Raw genomic sequence first — 13594 nt, 5'->3', positions numbered from 1 at the left:
ACGGGCCGTGAGCCTCACCCTCGGAATCGTCGGGCTGCCCAACGTCGGCAAGTCCACCTTGTTCAACGCGCTGACCAGCAACGACGCGCTCGCGGCGAACTACCCGTTCGCCACCATCGAGCCGAACGTGGGTGTGGTGCCGTTGCCCGATTCCCGGTTGGCCAAGCTCGCCGAGCTGTACAACTCGGAGAAGCTGGTCCCGGCCACCGTCTCGTTCGTCGACATCGCGGGCATCGTCAAAGGTGCGTCCGAAGGCCAGGGCCTCGGCAACAAGTTCCTCGCGAACATCCGTGAGGCCGACGCGATCTGCCAGGTCATCCGCGTGTTCGACGACCCGGACGTGGTGCACGTCGACGGCAACGTCGACCCGTCCAGCGACATCGAGACGATCAACACCGAGCTGATCCTCGCCGACCTGCAGACCCTGGACAAGGCGCTGCCGCGGCTGGAGAAGGAAGCCCGGACGAACAAGGAGAAGCGCCCGGCGCTGGAAGCCGCCAACGAGGCGAAGGCCATCCTCGACGCGGGCACCACGCTGTTCAGCGCGAACAAGGCCGACGTGCCGGAGCTGCGCGAGCTGAACCTGCTCACCACCAAGCCGTTCCTGTACGTGTTCAACGCGGACGAAGGCGTGCTCTCCGACGACGCCCGCAAGCAGGAACTGCGGGACCTGGTCGCGCCGGGCGACGCCGTCTTCCTGGACGCCAAGGTCGAATCCGAGCTCATCGAGCTCGACGAGGAATCGGCCCGCGAACTGCTGGAATCGGTCGGCCAGCTGGAGCCGGGCCTGCACGCGCTGGCTCGCGCCGGGTTCCACACCCTCGGCCTGCAGAGCTACCTCACCGCAGGGCCGAAGGAGGCCCGCGCCTGGACGATCCCGCAGGGCGCCACCGCCCCGCAGGCGGCAGGCGTGATCCACACGGACTTCGAGCGCGGCTTCATCAAGGCCGAGATCGTGTCCTTCGCCGACCTCGTCGAGGCGGGCTCCATGAACGCCGCCCGCTCCGCGGGAAAGGTCCGCATGGAGGGCAAGGACTACATCATGTCCGACGGCGACGTGGTGGAGTTCCGCTTCAACGTGTAGCGAAATATCGGCGAGCTTATACCGCTCCTGGTGAACAAAGTCAAACTCGCTGTTCAGTAAATGGGAGCCCGCTCTGACGTACCCGGTATGTCATGGCGGGTTCCTGTTTTTGCTCGGGATGGTGCTGACTTGGTGATGAGTTCGCAAGCTAGATCAAGTCCTCAAAGGACGTTCCAGTAGCCCGGCATCCAACGCTGTGGCGGCCGGGGCGACTACGGCCTTTGGCGCTTGGAGTGCTCCCGTAGCTGCCGCTTCGAGTCCTCAAGGTCGAAGCGGCCTTGCCCGCCTGGCGTGTAGAACTCTGGCTCCAAGATTCCGGCCTGCACGTACCGCGCCACGGAGCGGCGCGAGATACCTAGCTCATCCGCGAGTTGGCTGGACGTGAGCAGCTTTGGCCTGGGCACGGCCCGAAAGTGGCACGAATGGCGCAACTTGTCTCAGTTGCTGACTCAGATGCGCTATGGTGGCCCATATGGCTCAGTTGTCCCAGTTTCCCATGGTCGTGATCGACGGCCGGGAATGGTGGGCGTGTCCCGCCAAGGGCGCGGACTGCGGACGGTCCCTCGTGGACTTCGGGTCATGGGGCCTGGATGCCCTCGAACTCCATGTGCAGCGAGAGCACCCCGAATGGTGGTGGGCACAGCAGCGTGCCTCTGTGGCTGCCCGTCCCCGTAACCAGCTTCGAGACAGTGCCCATTCCGTGGAGGCGCACAACAGCGAACGAGCAAGCTAAAGCCGCATAGCGCACCGATACACATCACTCGGCTGACCGGGTGATGCGTAGTTCTACGCTCCCTGCCACATACCGGGTTCGATACAGTCTCCCCTGATCAACGCGCAGTGATCAGGGGAGGAAGCGCGTGAACGTCCGTGTCGATCCGGAGACGCTAGCTGCCCTGGCCGGTGAACTCGAACAGTCCAGCAGCAAGCTTGCCCACGCACAGCCCGCGCCAGAAGCCGATGCAGGTCCGTCCGGTCCGGCCGTGAACGAGACCCTGGCTGAACTCATGCGCGCCGCCGCAGGTCTTGCCGAGGAAACCGCCAAGACCGCCGATGCGCTGCACTCCGGCAAGGCGGTCTACCTCGACACTGACGCGGCCAACGCAGATCAGATCAACCAGATCCGTCCGCGCTGAGCACCGGGGAGCGCAGTACACATGCCGCTGAATATCTTCGTGTCCGGTGACCCTGGGTCGGTCCGGGCAACAGCCGAAGCAGTCCGTCGGCTCGCAACCGGGGTTGAAGACAACGCGACCGGTTGGCACCAGACCCGCAGTCGCTCAGAAGCCGATTGGGAAGGGCAAGCGGGCGATGGCTTCCGAGCGAAAGCAGGCACCACAGCCCGAGACGCTGACGCTCTCGATCAGTTGTTCCTTGGCATCAATCGGGCGCTGACCGCGTTTGCGGACGATTTGACGACCGTCAAGGCGCGTATGGACCAAGCGCGACAGGTTGGAACCGGCGGCGGTCTGAAGATGATGGGAAGCACGCTCATCCTCGAACCTGGTCCGATGCCGTTGCCTCCAGACGAGAACAAGCGCCAGCAAGCCGCGTATAAAGAAGCTCGCGAAACCATCGAGCAAGCGCGGCGCATGGAGAAGACAGCCCACGAACGTCTGAATGCGGCGCTGAAAGCCAATGCTAACGGACTCGGACACATCAGCAGTGCCGGGACTTGGGCACAGGCTGCCGCAGCGGCAACTAGCCCTGCCGCTATGGCTCTAGCCAAGGCGGCAACAGTGATGGACGATCGCGCGGTCAATGCGACTAAAGGGATGTTCGAGAAGGCGGCTGCGACGGGTCCTGCCGCTGTTGGTGGCTTGTGGGGTTCGATGACCAGTGCCCAACGCGCCGACCTGATGGACCGATACCCGCACATGGTCGGCAACACCAACGGCATTCCCTCAGCCACGCGCGATGTTGCCAACCGCTCCATCCTCGCATCACAGCGCCAAGCGATCTCTGGAAAGATCAGCGCGCTTCGGAACGAGATGCGTGAAGATTTTGAACGTCATGGGCACAGTGACACGGCAAAGGGTAAGCAGATCAACGAGCTGAGTGACGCACTCAGCGGTATCGATTCCTTGCAGGGCAAGCTGGGCACATCGGCCGATGCAAGCAATTACTACTTGCTCGGTATCGACTCGACAGCCGAACATCGCGGACAAGCCATCATGGCCAACGGTAACCCGGACCACGCTGACAATACGATGACCCTTGTTCCAGGTACCTTCAGCGATCTCGGCGACGCCACCGACTACGTCGAACAGAACGACAAGGTGTTGGACCGAGCCAACGAGCTGTCGGGTGGCAAGAACGCTGCGATCACCTGGGCAGACTACGAGTCTCCCAACCACTTGTTGCCCAATGCAGCGTTCAGCGGCTACGCGGAGAATGCGCATGGCGATCTCTCGAATTTCCAAGAGGGCCTTCGAGTCACCCACGAAGGCGAGACACCTTCACACAACACGTTGGTTGGCCACAGCTACGGTTCAACGGTGGCCGGGGAGGCCGCGGCGAACGGCGGGTCGCACGCAGATGACGTCGTGTTCCTCGGTAGTCCCGGTGTCGGTGTCGACGACGCCAGCGAGCTAGGAGTACCCAGCGACCACGTATGGGCAGCGAAGTCGGAAAGCGACGTCATCGACTGGACTCCGTCCACGAACCCTCTCGACTGGGGACCAACTGTTTTCGGTGGTACCGACCATGCACGTTACGGCGTCGACCCCACCGACCCGACTTTCGGTGGACAGGTGATGCCGACAGATCCGAACGGCGGGCATGGCGACTACTGGGACAAGGCGCCTTCGCGTGAGAGCATGGCGCGGATCATGACGGGCACGAACGGCGGAGGAGCAGCAGCACCGTGATGCCGACAGAGAACCAAGCCGATCAAGGCATCAAATACAAACCGCTACGGATCACGGGCATCGTAGTCGGTGGGCTAATCATGGCGCTCAGCTTGGTCGGCTGGTTCCCCTACCTCGGTGCGTCGCTGACCGGATTCGATCCTGGTGACTCCGGCCCCGGCGTGACAAACCAACAGCTCATCGGCATGTTTTTCGCGCTATGGATTGTGCCGTGGCTGGTCGGGTTGGTGCTTGTTCTGGTCGCCATCACTGGATGGCTGCGCCGCACGCTCTGGGCATTGCTCGGATTGACAGGTGTCATGCTCTCTGTTTCGCTAGTCACTTATCTGGTCGGGACCGCCTAGATTCGAGTGCTGCGACTCATCCCTTATCGGTTGCAAGCCATCCCTTATATGCTTCTTCATCATATCGACCATCCATTCCCAGCGATCAGGGTACGGTAATTCCACCAAGAATCCATGGTTACACAGGTCGCCGTCACTATTGCGGCACCACTGCACGCCAGCAAGGTCAGTGAACTGAATCTCAATACCACGATGGGCAATCAAGCTACAGAAACTTTCAAAGCACGCACCTTTCAGTCGTTCGATCTCGTGCCCGAATTCTTCTTCGTGTTCAAGGTGGTCCATTCCGAGCGATGACAGAACTTCAGCGAAAAGATCGTAAGAGTAGGCTCTTGCCCACTCGGTCGCACTGCGGTACCTGACCTCCTTGGCCTCGTTGGAGGGCACCACAACAGCTTCCAAGGTGTCCGGCCTGGTTCGAGTAGTTAACCGACAGGATAGGCCGAACACTGGAAGATTGCTAGCATTCAAGTAATTTACATATAATTCGCTCGCGACAGAATCTCCGCGATGCTCGATCCAAGCAGCTACTTTCGAAGCCTGCTCGCTCTTATCTTTCTCGTTACGTTCTTCCTGCGCATCGAGCGCAATCTGTGCTTGAGTTCTAGCCGCTCTCGCACTCCAGTGCGAGTTGTATGCCGTCCAGCTAGTAAAGATCAGAGCGCAGGACGCGACGATAGCCGATACCCACGACGGTAGGTTCCCCAGTCAGCCAGTCACGTCGTGATCCTAGCAGCGCTAGGAACCGAGTAGGTCGAAGTGAAACCCAATCACTACCAAAAAGAACGCAACCCATCGGGCTGGATGTCTAGGGCTATCATAGTGAAACACATGCGCCAACCCGAACAATATCAATCGGATTGCATAGAAGAAGCCGACGAACGGCGCAGACAAGACTTGCGAAATGCCCCAAATTACTGCCATAGCGCTAAGCCAAGCTGCGATCCACTTAGGGATGTTCCAAGGAGCCGCCTCAGGAACGATACCACCTATAGAAGTCATCACAAGCAGTGAAATTAGGCCGAACGTCAACCAAACTGCCGATATCGCAGTAAAGCTGCGGTTGACTTGTCTGCGGCGCAGCGGGACGTACGTCCGCATCCGCGAGTAGACGACTGTATTTTCGAGCTTGACGTACTCACGCCGGAAGTTAGCATGATTGGCGGGAACCACAACAACGCTAAAACACACAATTGATGCAATGCCACCTATTGCGGTCAGTAGCGACGCGGCCACAAGTCCAGCCAGCAACATAGTTGCCACAGCCACTTTAGCAGCGGTATCGATTTCCGGAAGCACGCGCCGTGCCACCGCAGTGCCCGTAACAAAGAATGCAGCCACCCAGAGCACTACAAAAGGTATCGAAGCTGAACTGAATTTTGCAAACCTCACTGGAATGCTGAACTTCCACCATGCCTTCGTCGCAGCTATAACCGTTTTAGAGAATCGCTGTACGGTATGGCTCCACCGAAGTAAACGGTCAGTCCCGACCAGGTCCAGTACGACGACCGCACCGCCCGCGAATTGAAGCAGTTTCCCGATCCGTGCCCACCATAGGAACGGAAGACCCCACATCGCGAAGTCTTCAAGCTTTACCCCGGACCACCATAAGGACCAGGCTTCCCAATAGCCCACTTCGACCAAGTTGCCTCCCAGGTTGAGAGGTAACTATAGCGAATGATCAGTCTGCAATTGGCGGATGCCCGTGCAACAGATCGCCTTCCGACCTGTACACAAGCTTGCAGGCGCTATACACACCGATCTCTGAGCACGTGGGGAGGACTCCCTCTCCCTGTCGCTAACGCTCCAACTTCTCTCGAAACACTCCTTCAACCTGCTCCACTGGAGGAGCCTCCATCCCAGAGGGCTTGAGGCAACCACCATGCTTACGTTGATGTGCTATGAAAAGCTCCCAGCTAGACCACGAGACGTGACATCGGGAACAGTGAATGATGTCATCGCCAGTCCATCGAACGGCACACATGCGACAGCGATGCACACGCTCATTGACGCGCTGAGTTGGGTCCTGGGTTGACGGCATGATTTGGCTCCAAGCTTCGTAGGTTGCCCCAACGCCTCATTTGGGGCTGATTTATTAGGGATGAGCAGGAACGACTAAAGCTATCACGGGTAGGCATCGCACAAGATATTTGGCCCTGGCAGGTGAGCATGGAATGGCAGAAAGACGTAGACCAAGGAGGACCCTGGTATCTGGCAATTCGGCCCACCCTGGGGCTAGCGACGAGGAGCTAGCCGGAGGGCTGTCCTCAACCGTGCTCAGGAAGCTGGACTTCAAGAAAGCTGCTGAGGAATGGCGAGAGGTCTCAAAATCAGAAGGTTCCTTTGAGTCAGTATGCGCTGAGCATCTGGCTGATGGCGGGTGCTGGTCTCCGGATCAGTGAGGCGCTGGGCTTCTCGGTTGACTGCGACAGGGGCGACTTCCTGCGGTCGCGGCGGCAGGTCAGTTCCAAGGCCAATCAAGGTGATTGCCGGACACGGTTGGTCCCGCTGAAGCATCGGACGGAGGATGAGTGCCGGGACGTTCCGCTACCGCCCTTCCTGTCCGCTGAGATCGAAGCTCATATTGATCAGTGGGGTGTGACAGATGTGGAAGGGTTTCAGGTTCTCTTTGCGCCACGTGAGCGAGGCAGGGGAACCATGCCTACCGCTACGGCGTATGGCTACCACTGGCGGAAGGCTCTGGAGGCTGCTGGCCTGACCGTGTTGGTAGACGGGAAGGTGAAGCCCTTGTTCACCCCGCACTCCCTACGACACTTCTTCGCCTCCACTGCGCTTGGTGGGGGCGTGCCGCTGCTGGAGATGTCCCGGTGGCTTGGGCACCGTTCGATCAAGGTCACGGCTGATACCTACGGGCATGCCCCGGAGAGGTTCCGGACGGTCATGCAGGATGCTCTACGGCCAGCGCTCAAGGCAGTTGCGAGCTGACATGTGCTGACCCGTGCTGGTTCTGTGCTGACCCGAAAAGATCGACATTCCATCTTTGCAGGTCAAAGCATATGGGGTAGATGTTCCGCTTCAACGTGTAGTAGACGACGTTATGACCGGCACCCGTGCGTTTTCGGGTGCCGGTCTTTTTTGCCGACATCGCCGACGTGTGTCCGGCTGGTGGCGACGTGCCTGATCACGCGCGCGAGCTTCGCATGGCTTCCGTGAGCGTGAGCGGCTCTCCCGAATCGCTGAATCGCCGCCCCGAGACGAAGTCCGCGTACTCCGGACCGTCCACGGCGTACAGGGCCAGGTGGCCACGGGCGTCGGCGTGGATGCCCCAGCCGTAGCGCTTGCCGAGCTGCGATGAACGCAGGCACGGTTGGCTGCGTGCGTAGAACTCGAGGCGAGCATTGACCCGATCTTCGTCCGGGATCGCGTGCCGATCCGCGAAGACGGTGAAGATGACATCGCCGGAAGTGAACTCGTACGGATGCGCGGAGATCAACCGATAGGTGCGCGCCGCCACCGAGGGAGCATCGTCCTTGACCGGGGGAGGCGTTCCCGTCGTAGCCGGGCAGTCCTCGGCCACGGCGATGAACGTGTCCACGTAATCCACCCGTTCCATACGGCGACTTTAGTCCCCGGAGACCTGTCGCGGTTCGGACCCGATGGACCTTGCTGGGAAACGATTGCTGCCATTGTCGATCGGTTGACCCCTGATCGGGGGTTGGAGCGCGCCTCAGGCGTGATTCTCTTCAGTGTCGGATTGTCGATTCGGCACTTTCGAGTGAAACGTTGCGAGGTGTTGGTAGCGGAGCGCTGGTGCTGTTCAGCGCCTGGTAGAGGCGCCGGGCGTCATGATTCGCATGCCGTTACCCGCCGCTTTAGGTTGTGCGCATGCTGCTCATCACCTTGATCTGCGGGGACTGCAACGGCAAAGGTTGTGGCAACTGTGGTGACACCGGAACGATCACCATTCTTGAGGACTAGTGGGCTGAATCCGTGCTTTCGCGGGATGGCCCGCCGTGTGCGCAATGCGGCGGGCGCCCCCGCATCGGATCGCCCGAGCAGCCCCGCTCCGCCGCCGGAAGGCGGGCGCGGCGGAACGGTTCGTCGAAGCGGTCCGTGTGCAGTGGGAAGCGCTGTTAGCGTGCCGAAATGACTACTACCGAGCCCGTCCTGGTCATCGGTGCCGGAGTGATCGGTCTCAGCACCGCGGTGGTCCTCGCCGAATCCGGTGTCCCGGTGCGCATCCGCACCGACGAACGGTCCGCGGAAACCACCTCGGCCGTCGCCGGGGCGATGTGGGGGCCGGCGCTGCTGCAACCCGCCGACCGCGTGCAGACCTGGGTCACCGACACCTACCGGCGGCTCGTCGAACTCGCCGCCGACGACACCAGCGGCGTGCACCTCGCCGCCGGTCGGATGGCCGCTCGCATCGACCTCGGCGACCAGCTGCCGCCCGAAGCGCTGCTGCTGCCCGACCTGCGCCGCTGCACGCCCGATGAACTGCCCGACGGGTTCCTCAGCGGCTACCGGGCCACCGTTCCGCTGATCGACATGCCGCGCTACCTGGACCACCTCACCGCGAGATTCCTGGCCGCAGGTGGGGAACTGCTGCTCAGCCCGGTGTCCTCCCTGACCGAAGCGGTCGAGGAAGCGAGTCGAGTGGTCAATTGCACCGGGGTCGGAGCCCACGAACTCGTCGGTGATCCCGGAGTGCGCCCCGTGCGGGGCCAGCACGTCATCGTGCGCAACCCCGGCATCACCGACTACTTCGTGGAAATCGGCCCGGGCACCGAACCCACCGCGTACATGCCGCACGGCGACCGCGTGGTGCTCGGCAGTGTCGCCTTCGAACAGGACTGGTCCCGCACCCCCGAACGGGAGATCACCGCCGCCATCCTGCGGCGCTGCGCGGACGTCGAACCGCTGCTCGCCGGAGCCGAAGTGCTCGGCGAGGCCGTCGGACTCCGGCCGGGCCGGGACGCGATCCGGCTGGAGAGCGAGCGGTTCGGCGGCACCGTCGTGCACAACTACGGGCACTCCGGCTGCGGCGTCGCGTTGTCCTGGGGTTGTGCCGCCGAAGCCGCCGAACTGGTCCTCTCCGGATGAGGAGCCTGCGCAGCTGCTCGCCTGCACGGACCCGGGTCAGGACAGGGCGTCGACGACGCCGTCGATCTCCTCGGCCAGCGTGATGTCCTTCGACGTGAGGCCGCCCTGCGAATGCGTCGACAGGGAGAACGTGACCTTGCGCCAGCGCACGTCGAAGTCCGGGTGGTGGTTCTCGCTCTCCGCGATCTCCGCGATCCGGTTCACGCCCTGGATGGCCTGCGGGAAGTTCGCGAACTCCACCGTCCGCGTGATCTTGGTGCCGTCTTGGGTCCACTCCGGCAGCCGGGACAGCGCTTCGGAGACCTGGGTGTCGTTCAGCAGTTCGGTCATGCCTTCATGGTGGTAGTCGATCGGCCGGATTGCGACCGTCGGCCCCCGTCGGAGTGGTGACACGTAGACTGCCGTCGCCACGGGAGTCCAGCGCGCTGGGCTGAGAGGAGGGGCGAATCCCCTCGACCGTCCGCACCTGAACCGGATCATGCCGGCGCAGGGAGGTGTTGCGATCAGCTCGACGTTGCACACGTGGCCGTTGCCGGTGTGCTACTCGGGAGGACCGTTGAACCGTTACCTGCGCTGGGGCGCCGCCCTCGCGGTCGCCTCGCTCGCCACCGGGTGCTCGCTCATCGGAAGCCCCGATCCGGATTCCGCGGCGCGCACCGTCACCCTCGTCGCGCACGACTCGTTCGTCGCCGACCCGGCGGTGCTCGCCGACTTCGAACGGCGCAGCGGCATCAAGCTGGAAGTCCGCAACAGCGGCGACGCGGGCGAGCTGACCAACAAGCTGGCGCTGTCCCAAGCCGCCCCGCTCGGTGACGTCGCCTACGGCGTCGACTCCACGTTCGCGTCCCGAGCGCTCCGCGAAGACGTGTTCGCGCCGTACCGGCCCGCCGCCGCCGACCGCGGGCCGCAGCGGTACGCGCAGGACCAGCAGCACCGCCTCACCGCCATCGACGTCGCCGACGTGTGCCTCAACGTCGACACCGGGTGGTTCGCCCGGCACGGAACGCCGGAACCCCGGACGCTGCGCGACCTCACCGACCCGCGCTACCGCGACCTGGTCGCGTTACCGGACCCGACGACCTCCTCGCCGGGACTCGCGTTCCTGCTCGGCACCGTCGCCGCCTTCGGCGAACCAGGCTGGCAGGACTACTGGCGGGAACTCACCGCGAACGGCGTCACACTGTCGTCCGGGTGGGAAGAGGCCTACAGCCAGGAGTTCTCCGGATCCACCGGGCAAGGGCCGCGGCCGATCGTGCTGTCCTACGCCTCCTCACCCGCCGCGGAGGTCGACGAGAACGGCAAGCCGCGCACCCGGGCGCTGCTCGACACCTGCTACCGGCAGGTCGAATACGCCGGTGTGCTGGCCGGGGCGAAAGACCCGCAGGCCGCCGGGGAAGTCGTGGACTTCCTGCTCTCACCCGAATTCCAAGCCCAGATGCCGGAGCAGATGTACGTGTACCCGGCCGTCGACGGCGTGGCGCTGCCGCCCGGCTGGGCGACGAGCGCGCCGCTGCCGCAGCAGCCGACGGAGCTGCCCGCGGCCGAAGTGGAACGAAACCGGGACCGGTGGGTCGAGCAGTGGCGGACCCTGGTGCGGGGATGAACGACATGCGCAGGCGGTTGCCGGTGGCGCTGGCCGCGGTGATCGTGTTCGGCTTCCTCGGGTTGTTCTTCGCCTGGCCCGTCGCGGCGATCATCGGCCTGGGGTTGCGCGGCGACGTCGGGACGGTGCTGGCCGAGCCGTCGACGTGGCGGCTCGTGGGGTTCACCCTCGGTCAGGCCGCCGCGTCCACCGCCGTCGCGCTGCTCGCGGGACTGCCGCTGGCCTACGTGCTGTCCCGGCTCGTGATCCCCGGCCGGGGGCTGCTGCGGGTCGCGGTGACCGTGCCGTTCGTGCTGCCGACGATCGTGGTGGGCATGGCGTTCCGGGCGTTGTTCGGCGCTGACGCCGGGGTGCTGGCGATCGTGCTGGCCAACGCGTTCTTCAACGTCGCAGTCGTGGCGCGCACCGTCAGCGGGCTGTGGAGCCACCTCGACCGGCGGATGGAGGACGCCGCCCGGTCGCTCGGCGCGAGCCGGATGCGCGCGTTCACCTCGGTGACGTTGCCCGCGCTGCTGCCCGCGCTCGGGTCCGCCGCGTCCGTCGTGTTCCTGTTCAGCGCCACCAGCTTCGGGGTGGTGCTGGTGCTCGGCGGCGGTGAGCTGCGGACGTTGGAGACGGAGATCTACCTGCGCACGGTGCAGCTGCTGGACCTGCCCGGCGCGGCGGCGCTGTCGCTGCTGCAGCTCGCAGCCGTCGTCGCCGCGCTGCTGGTGGCGACCATCGCGCGGCGGCGCCGGGAGACCGCGCTGCGGCTGCGTGCGCCGTCCGACACGGCTCGACGGCCGCAAGGAGGGGAGTGGTGCGTCGTTGCCCTCGCCGGGGTCGTGCTGTGCGGGCTGCTCACGCCGATCGTGACGTTGCTGCTGCGATCAGTGTCCACAAGGGACGGTAGGGGGCTTGCGGGGTATCGGGCGTTGCTGGGCACTGGGCAGCACGGGACCTTGGAGGTGACCGGGCTCGAAGCGGCGCTGAACTCGGTGCGCACCGCCGCCGACGCGACCTGGATGGCGCTGCTGCTGGGCCTGCTCGCGTCCTTCGTGCTCGTGGCCGTACGGCGACGGTTCGTCGCCGAAAGCCTCGACCTGGCCCTGATGTTGCCGCTGGGCGTGTCCGCGGTGACCGTCGGATTCGGATACTTGATCACGCTCGGTTCGCTGCCGGGCGACCTGCGCACCTCGCCACTGCTGGTGCCGTTCGCGCAGGCACTGGTGGTGACGCCGCTGGTGATCCGCATGGTGCTGCCGGTGTTGCGGGCCATCGACGAACGACTTCGGCAGGCCGCCGCGACGTTGGGAGCCGGGCCGTGGCGGGTCCGGCGCGAGATCGACGTCCCGCTCGCCGCACGAACCGTGCTGGCCGCGGCGGGATTCGGCTTCGTCGTCGCGCTCGGCGAGTTCGGCGCCACCAGCTTCCTCGCCCGGCCCGACGCGCCGACTCTGCCCGTCGCCATCGCCCGGCTGCTCGGCAGACCCGGCGAGCTCAACTCGCAACTCGCCTACGCCGCCTGTGCGCTGCTGATGATCGTCACCGTGCTCGGTGTTGTGCTCATCGAGCGGCTCCGGGGGCGTACCGACGCCGTGGAGGAATTCTGATGGGTTTGGAAGTCCACGGGCTCACCGTCCGCTTCGGCGACACGACGGCGGTGCGTGATGTGGAGATCTCCTTGCTGGACGGCGAGGTGCTGGCCCTGCTCGGCCCGTCCGGCTGCGGCAAGTCCACGCTGCTGCGCACCGTTGCCGGACTGGAACGGCCCACCTCGGGCGCGGTCCGGTGGAACGGGCGCGACCTCGCCGCGGTCCCGGTGCACCAACGCCGGTTCGGCATGGTCTTCCAGGACGGTCAGCTGTTCCCGCACCGCGACGTGGCGGCCAACGTGGCATTCGGGCCGCGGATGCGTGGCGTGAGCAAAGCCGACCGAACCGCGCGCGTCGCGGAACTGCTGGAGCTGGTCGGACTCGCCGGATATGGCCAACGCCGAGTCACCGACCTCTCCGGCGGTGAGGCCCAGCGGGTAGCGCTCGCCCGCGCCCTCGCCGCCGACCCGGAACTGCTGTTGCTGGACGAGCCGCTCTCCGCACTGGACCGGATGCTCCGGGAACGGCTCGCCGTCGACCTCGCCGCGCTGCTCGGGCGCGGACCCTCGACCGCCCTCGTCGTGACGCATGATCATGACGAGGCGTTCACCCTCGCTGATCGAGTCGCCGTCATGGCGAACGGCACGATCCTGCAAGCCGACACACCCGAACTGCTGTGGCGGCACCCGGCCGACGACGAGGTGGCCGCGTTCCTGGGCTGCACCACCTTCCTGCCCGCGGCCGTCCGTGACGGGGCGGCCACCTGCGCACTGGGCACGGTCGAGGTCACGGCGAAGGACGGCGACGCCCGGCTCGGCCTGCGGGCCGCCGGCGTGCGTGCCCGCCGGGTCCGGCCTGGCGCTCCCGGCGTGGGTGAACCGCTCGGCACGGTGCGGGAACGGGTCCACCGGCACGACCACGTGCGGCTCGCCGTGAACGTGCCCGACCTCGGCCAAGTGGAGGCCGTCGCCCACATCGCCGACGCCCCGTCCGTCGGGGACGAGGTGCGGTTGACGCTGGACCCCGATGGCGTCGCGCTCATCGGCGGTGACTGA

The 13594-nt window shown here is 64.5% G+C and carries 15 protein-coding genes and 1 riboswitch; of the genes, 10 read left to right on the top strand and 5 right to left on the bottom strand.

What is annotated here, in order from left to right:
* Positions 1–7 precede the first annotated feature (7 nt).
* On the top strand, positions 8–1084 hold the full coding sequence (gene ychF / locus H2Q94_RS26630; protein WP_243789896.1) for a redox-regulated ATPase YchF: 1077 nt from the start codon (positions 8–10) through the stop codon (positions 1082–1084).
* A 212-nt stretch (positions 1085–1296) separates the two neighbouring features.
* Here the strand turns inward: ychF and H2Q94_RS26625 are convergent, their stop codons facing one another.
* A complete protein-coding gene (locus H2Q94_RS26625) occupies positions 1297–1488 on the bottom strand; it encodes a MerR family transcriptional regulator (protein WP_200073257.1) in 192 nt (63 codons plus the stop codon).
* Between the two features lie 456 nt (positions 1489–1944).
* Here H2Q94_RS26625 and H2Q94_RS26620 point away from each other — a divergent pair, with 456 nt between their 5' ends.
* From H2Q94_RS26620 to H2Q94_RS26605, 4 genes are all read left to right on the top strand, one after another.
* Positions 1945–2220 (top strand): hypothetical protein, encoded by a 276-nt coding sequence (locus H2Q94_RS26620; RefSeq protein ID WP_243789895.1) that lies wholly within the window; start codon positions 1945–1947, stop codon positions 2218–2220.
* A 21-nt stretch (positions 2221–2241) separates the two neighbouring features.
* Complete coding sequence (locus H2Q94_RS26615) at positions 2242–3954, top strand: alpha/beta hydrolase (protein ID WP_243789894.1); 1713 nt, start codon at positions 2242–2244, stop codon at positions 3952–3954.
* Positions 3954–4298 carry a hypothetical protein gene (locus H2Q94_RS26610; protein ID WP_243789893.1) on the top strand — a complete coding sequence of 115 codons (345 nt, stop codon included), beginning with the start codon at positions 3954–3956 and terminating at the stop codon, positions 4296–4298. Before H2Q94_RS26615 ends, H2Q94_RS26610 begins: the two co-directional genes overlap by 1 nt.
* A gap of 114 nt (positions 4299–4412) precedes the next feature.
* Entirely contained in the window at positions 4413–4595 is a 183-nt protein-coding gene (locus tag H2Q94_RS26605; RefSeq protein ID WP_243789892.1) for a hypothetical protein, read from the top strand.
* Between the two features lie 441 nt (positions 4596–5036).
* Here the strand turns inward: H2Q94_RS26605 and H2Q94_RS26600 are convergent, their stop codons facing one another.
* Entirely contained in the window at positions 5037–5942 is a 906-nt protein-coding gene (locus H2Q94_RS26600; protein WP_243789891.1) for a hypothetical protein, read from the bottom strand.
* A 154-nt stretch (positions 5943–6096) separates the two neighbouring features.
* Entirely contained in the window at positions 6097–6282 is a 186-nt protein-coding gene (locus tag H2Q94_RS31130) for an FDXHR family putative zinc-binding protein (RefSeq protein WP_475274567.1), read from the bottom strand.
* 359 nt (positions 6283–6641) lie between these two features.
* Between H2Q94_RS31130 and H2Q94_RS31045 the strand changes: the two genes are divergently transcribed.
* Positions 6642–7244: a site-specific integrase gene (locus tag H2Q94_RS31045; protein WP_397545381.1), complete on the top strand. Its 603-nt coding sequence runs from the start codon at positions 6642–6644 to the stop codon at positions 7242–7244.
* A gap of 196 nt (positions 7245–7440) precedes the next feature.
* On the opposite strand, the gene H2Q94_RS26595 is transcribed toward H2Q94_RS31045, so the two are convergent.
* Positions 7441–7872 (bottom strand): DUF6157 family protein, encoded by a 432-nt coding sequence (locus H2Q94_RS26595; protein WP_243789890.1) that lies wholly within the window; start codon positions 7870–7872, stop codon positions 7441–7443.
* 533 nt (positions 7873–8405) lie between these two features.
* Here H2Q94_RS26595 and H2Q94_RS26590 point away from each other — a divergent pair.
* A complete protein-coding gene (locus H2Q94_RS26590) occupies positions 8406–9362 on the top strand; it encodes an FAD-dependent oxidoreductase (protein WP_243789889.1) in 957 nt (318 codons plus the stop codon).
* 36 nt (positions 9363–9398) lie between these two features.
* Here the strand turns inward: H2Q94_RS26590 and H2Q94_RS26585 are convergent, their stop codons facing one another.
* Positions 9399–9692, bottom strand: a complete 294-nt coding sequence (locus tag H2Q94_RS26585; protein ID WP_243789888.1) for a 4a-hydroxytetrahydrobiopterin dehydratase — start codon at positions 9690–9692, stop codon at positions 9399–9401.
* Between the two features lie 69 nt (positions 9693–9761).
* Positions 9762–9872, top strand: a riboswitch (TPP riboswitch).
* A 46-nt stretch (positions 9873–9918) separates the two neighbouring features.
* On the opposite strand from H2Q94_RS26585, the gene H2Q94_RS26580 reads away from it, so the two are divergent.
* Genes H2Q94_RS26580 through H2Q94_RS26570 form a run of 3 tightly spaced genes read left to right on the top strand, consistent with a single transcriptional unit; the run spans position 9919 to position 13594 of the window.
* The gene (locus H2Q94_RS26580) at positions 9919–10965 is read left to right on the top strand and encodes a thiamine ABC transporter substrate-binding protein (RefSeq protein ID WP_243789887.1); all 1047 of its coding nucleotides are present in this window, start codon (positions 9919–9921) and stop codon (positions 10963–10965) included.
* The gene (locus H2Q94_RS26575; protein ID WP_243789886.1) at positions 10962–12557 is read left to right on the top strand and encodes an ABC transporter permease; all 1596 of its coding nucleotides are present in this window, start codon (positions 10962–10964) and stop codon (positions 12555–12557) included. The genes H2Q94_RS26580 and H2Q94_RS26575 overlap by 4 nt, the downstream gene beginning before the upstream one ends.
* Positions 12557–13594, top strand: coding sequence for an ABC transporter ATP-binding protein (locus tag H2Q94_RS26570; protein WP_243789885.1), 1038 nt, complete (start codon positions 12557–12559; stop codon positions 13592–13594). Before H2Q94_RS26575 ends, H2Q94_RS26570 begins: the two co-directional genes overlap by 1 nt.

This window comes from Saccharopolyspora gloriosae, from assembly GCF_022828475.1.
In the GTDB taxonomy this organism is placed as follows: Bacteria; Actinomycetota; Actinomycetes; order Mycobacteriales; family Pseudonocardiaceae; genus Saccharopolyspora_C; species Saccharopolyspora_C gloriosae_A.
This window is presented reverse-complemented; position numbering and strand designations above follow the sequence as displayed.

What these genes read in the sequence shown, in the direction of transcription:
- H2Q94_RS26615 (WP_243789894.1), top strand. Translation starts at nt 2,242, where the DNA reads ATGCCGCTGAATATCTTCGTGTCCGGTGACCCTGGGTCGGTCCGGGCA.
- H2Q94_RS26610 (WP_243789893.1), top strand. Translation starts at nt 3,954, where the DNA reads ATGCCGACAGAGAACCAAGCCGATCAAGGCATCAAATACAAACCGCTA.
- H2Q94_RS26605 (WP_243789892.1), top strand. Translation starts at nt 4,413, where the DNA reads ATGGTTACACAGGTCGCCGTCACTATTGCGGCACCACTGCACGCCAGC.
- H2Q94_RS31130 (WP_475274567.1), bottom strand. Translation starts at nt 6,282, where the DNA reads ATGTGTGCCGTTCGATGGACTGGCGATGACATCATTCACTGTTCCCGA.
- H2Q94_RS26595 (WP_243789890.1), bottom strand. Translation starts at nt 7,872, where the DNA reads ATGGAACGGGTGGATTACGTGGACACGTTCATCGCCGTGGCCGAGGAC.
- H2Q94_RS26590 (WP_243789889.1), top strand. Translation starts at nt 8,406, where the DNA reads ATGACTACTACCGAGCCCGTCCTGGTCATCGGTGCCGGAGTGATCGGT.
- H2Q94_RS26585 (WP_243789888.1), bottom strand. Translation starts at nt 9,692, where the DNA reads ATGACCGAACTGCTGAACGACACCCAGGTCTCCGAAGCGCTGTCCCGG.
- H2Q94_RS26575 (WP_243789886.1), top strand. Translation starts at nt 10,962, where the DNA reads ATGAACGACATGCGCAGGCGGTTGCCGGTGGCGCTGGCCGCGGTGATC.
- H2Q94_RS26570 (WP_243789885.1), top strand. Translation starts at nt 12,557, where the DNA reads ATGGGTTTGGAAGTCCACGGGCTCACCGTCCGCTTCGGCGACACGACG.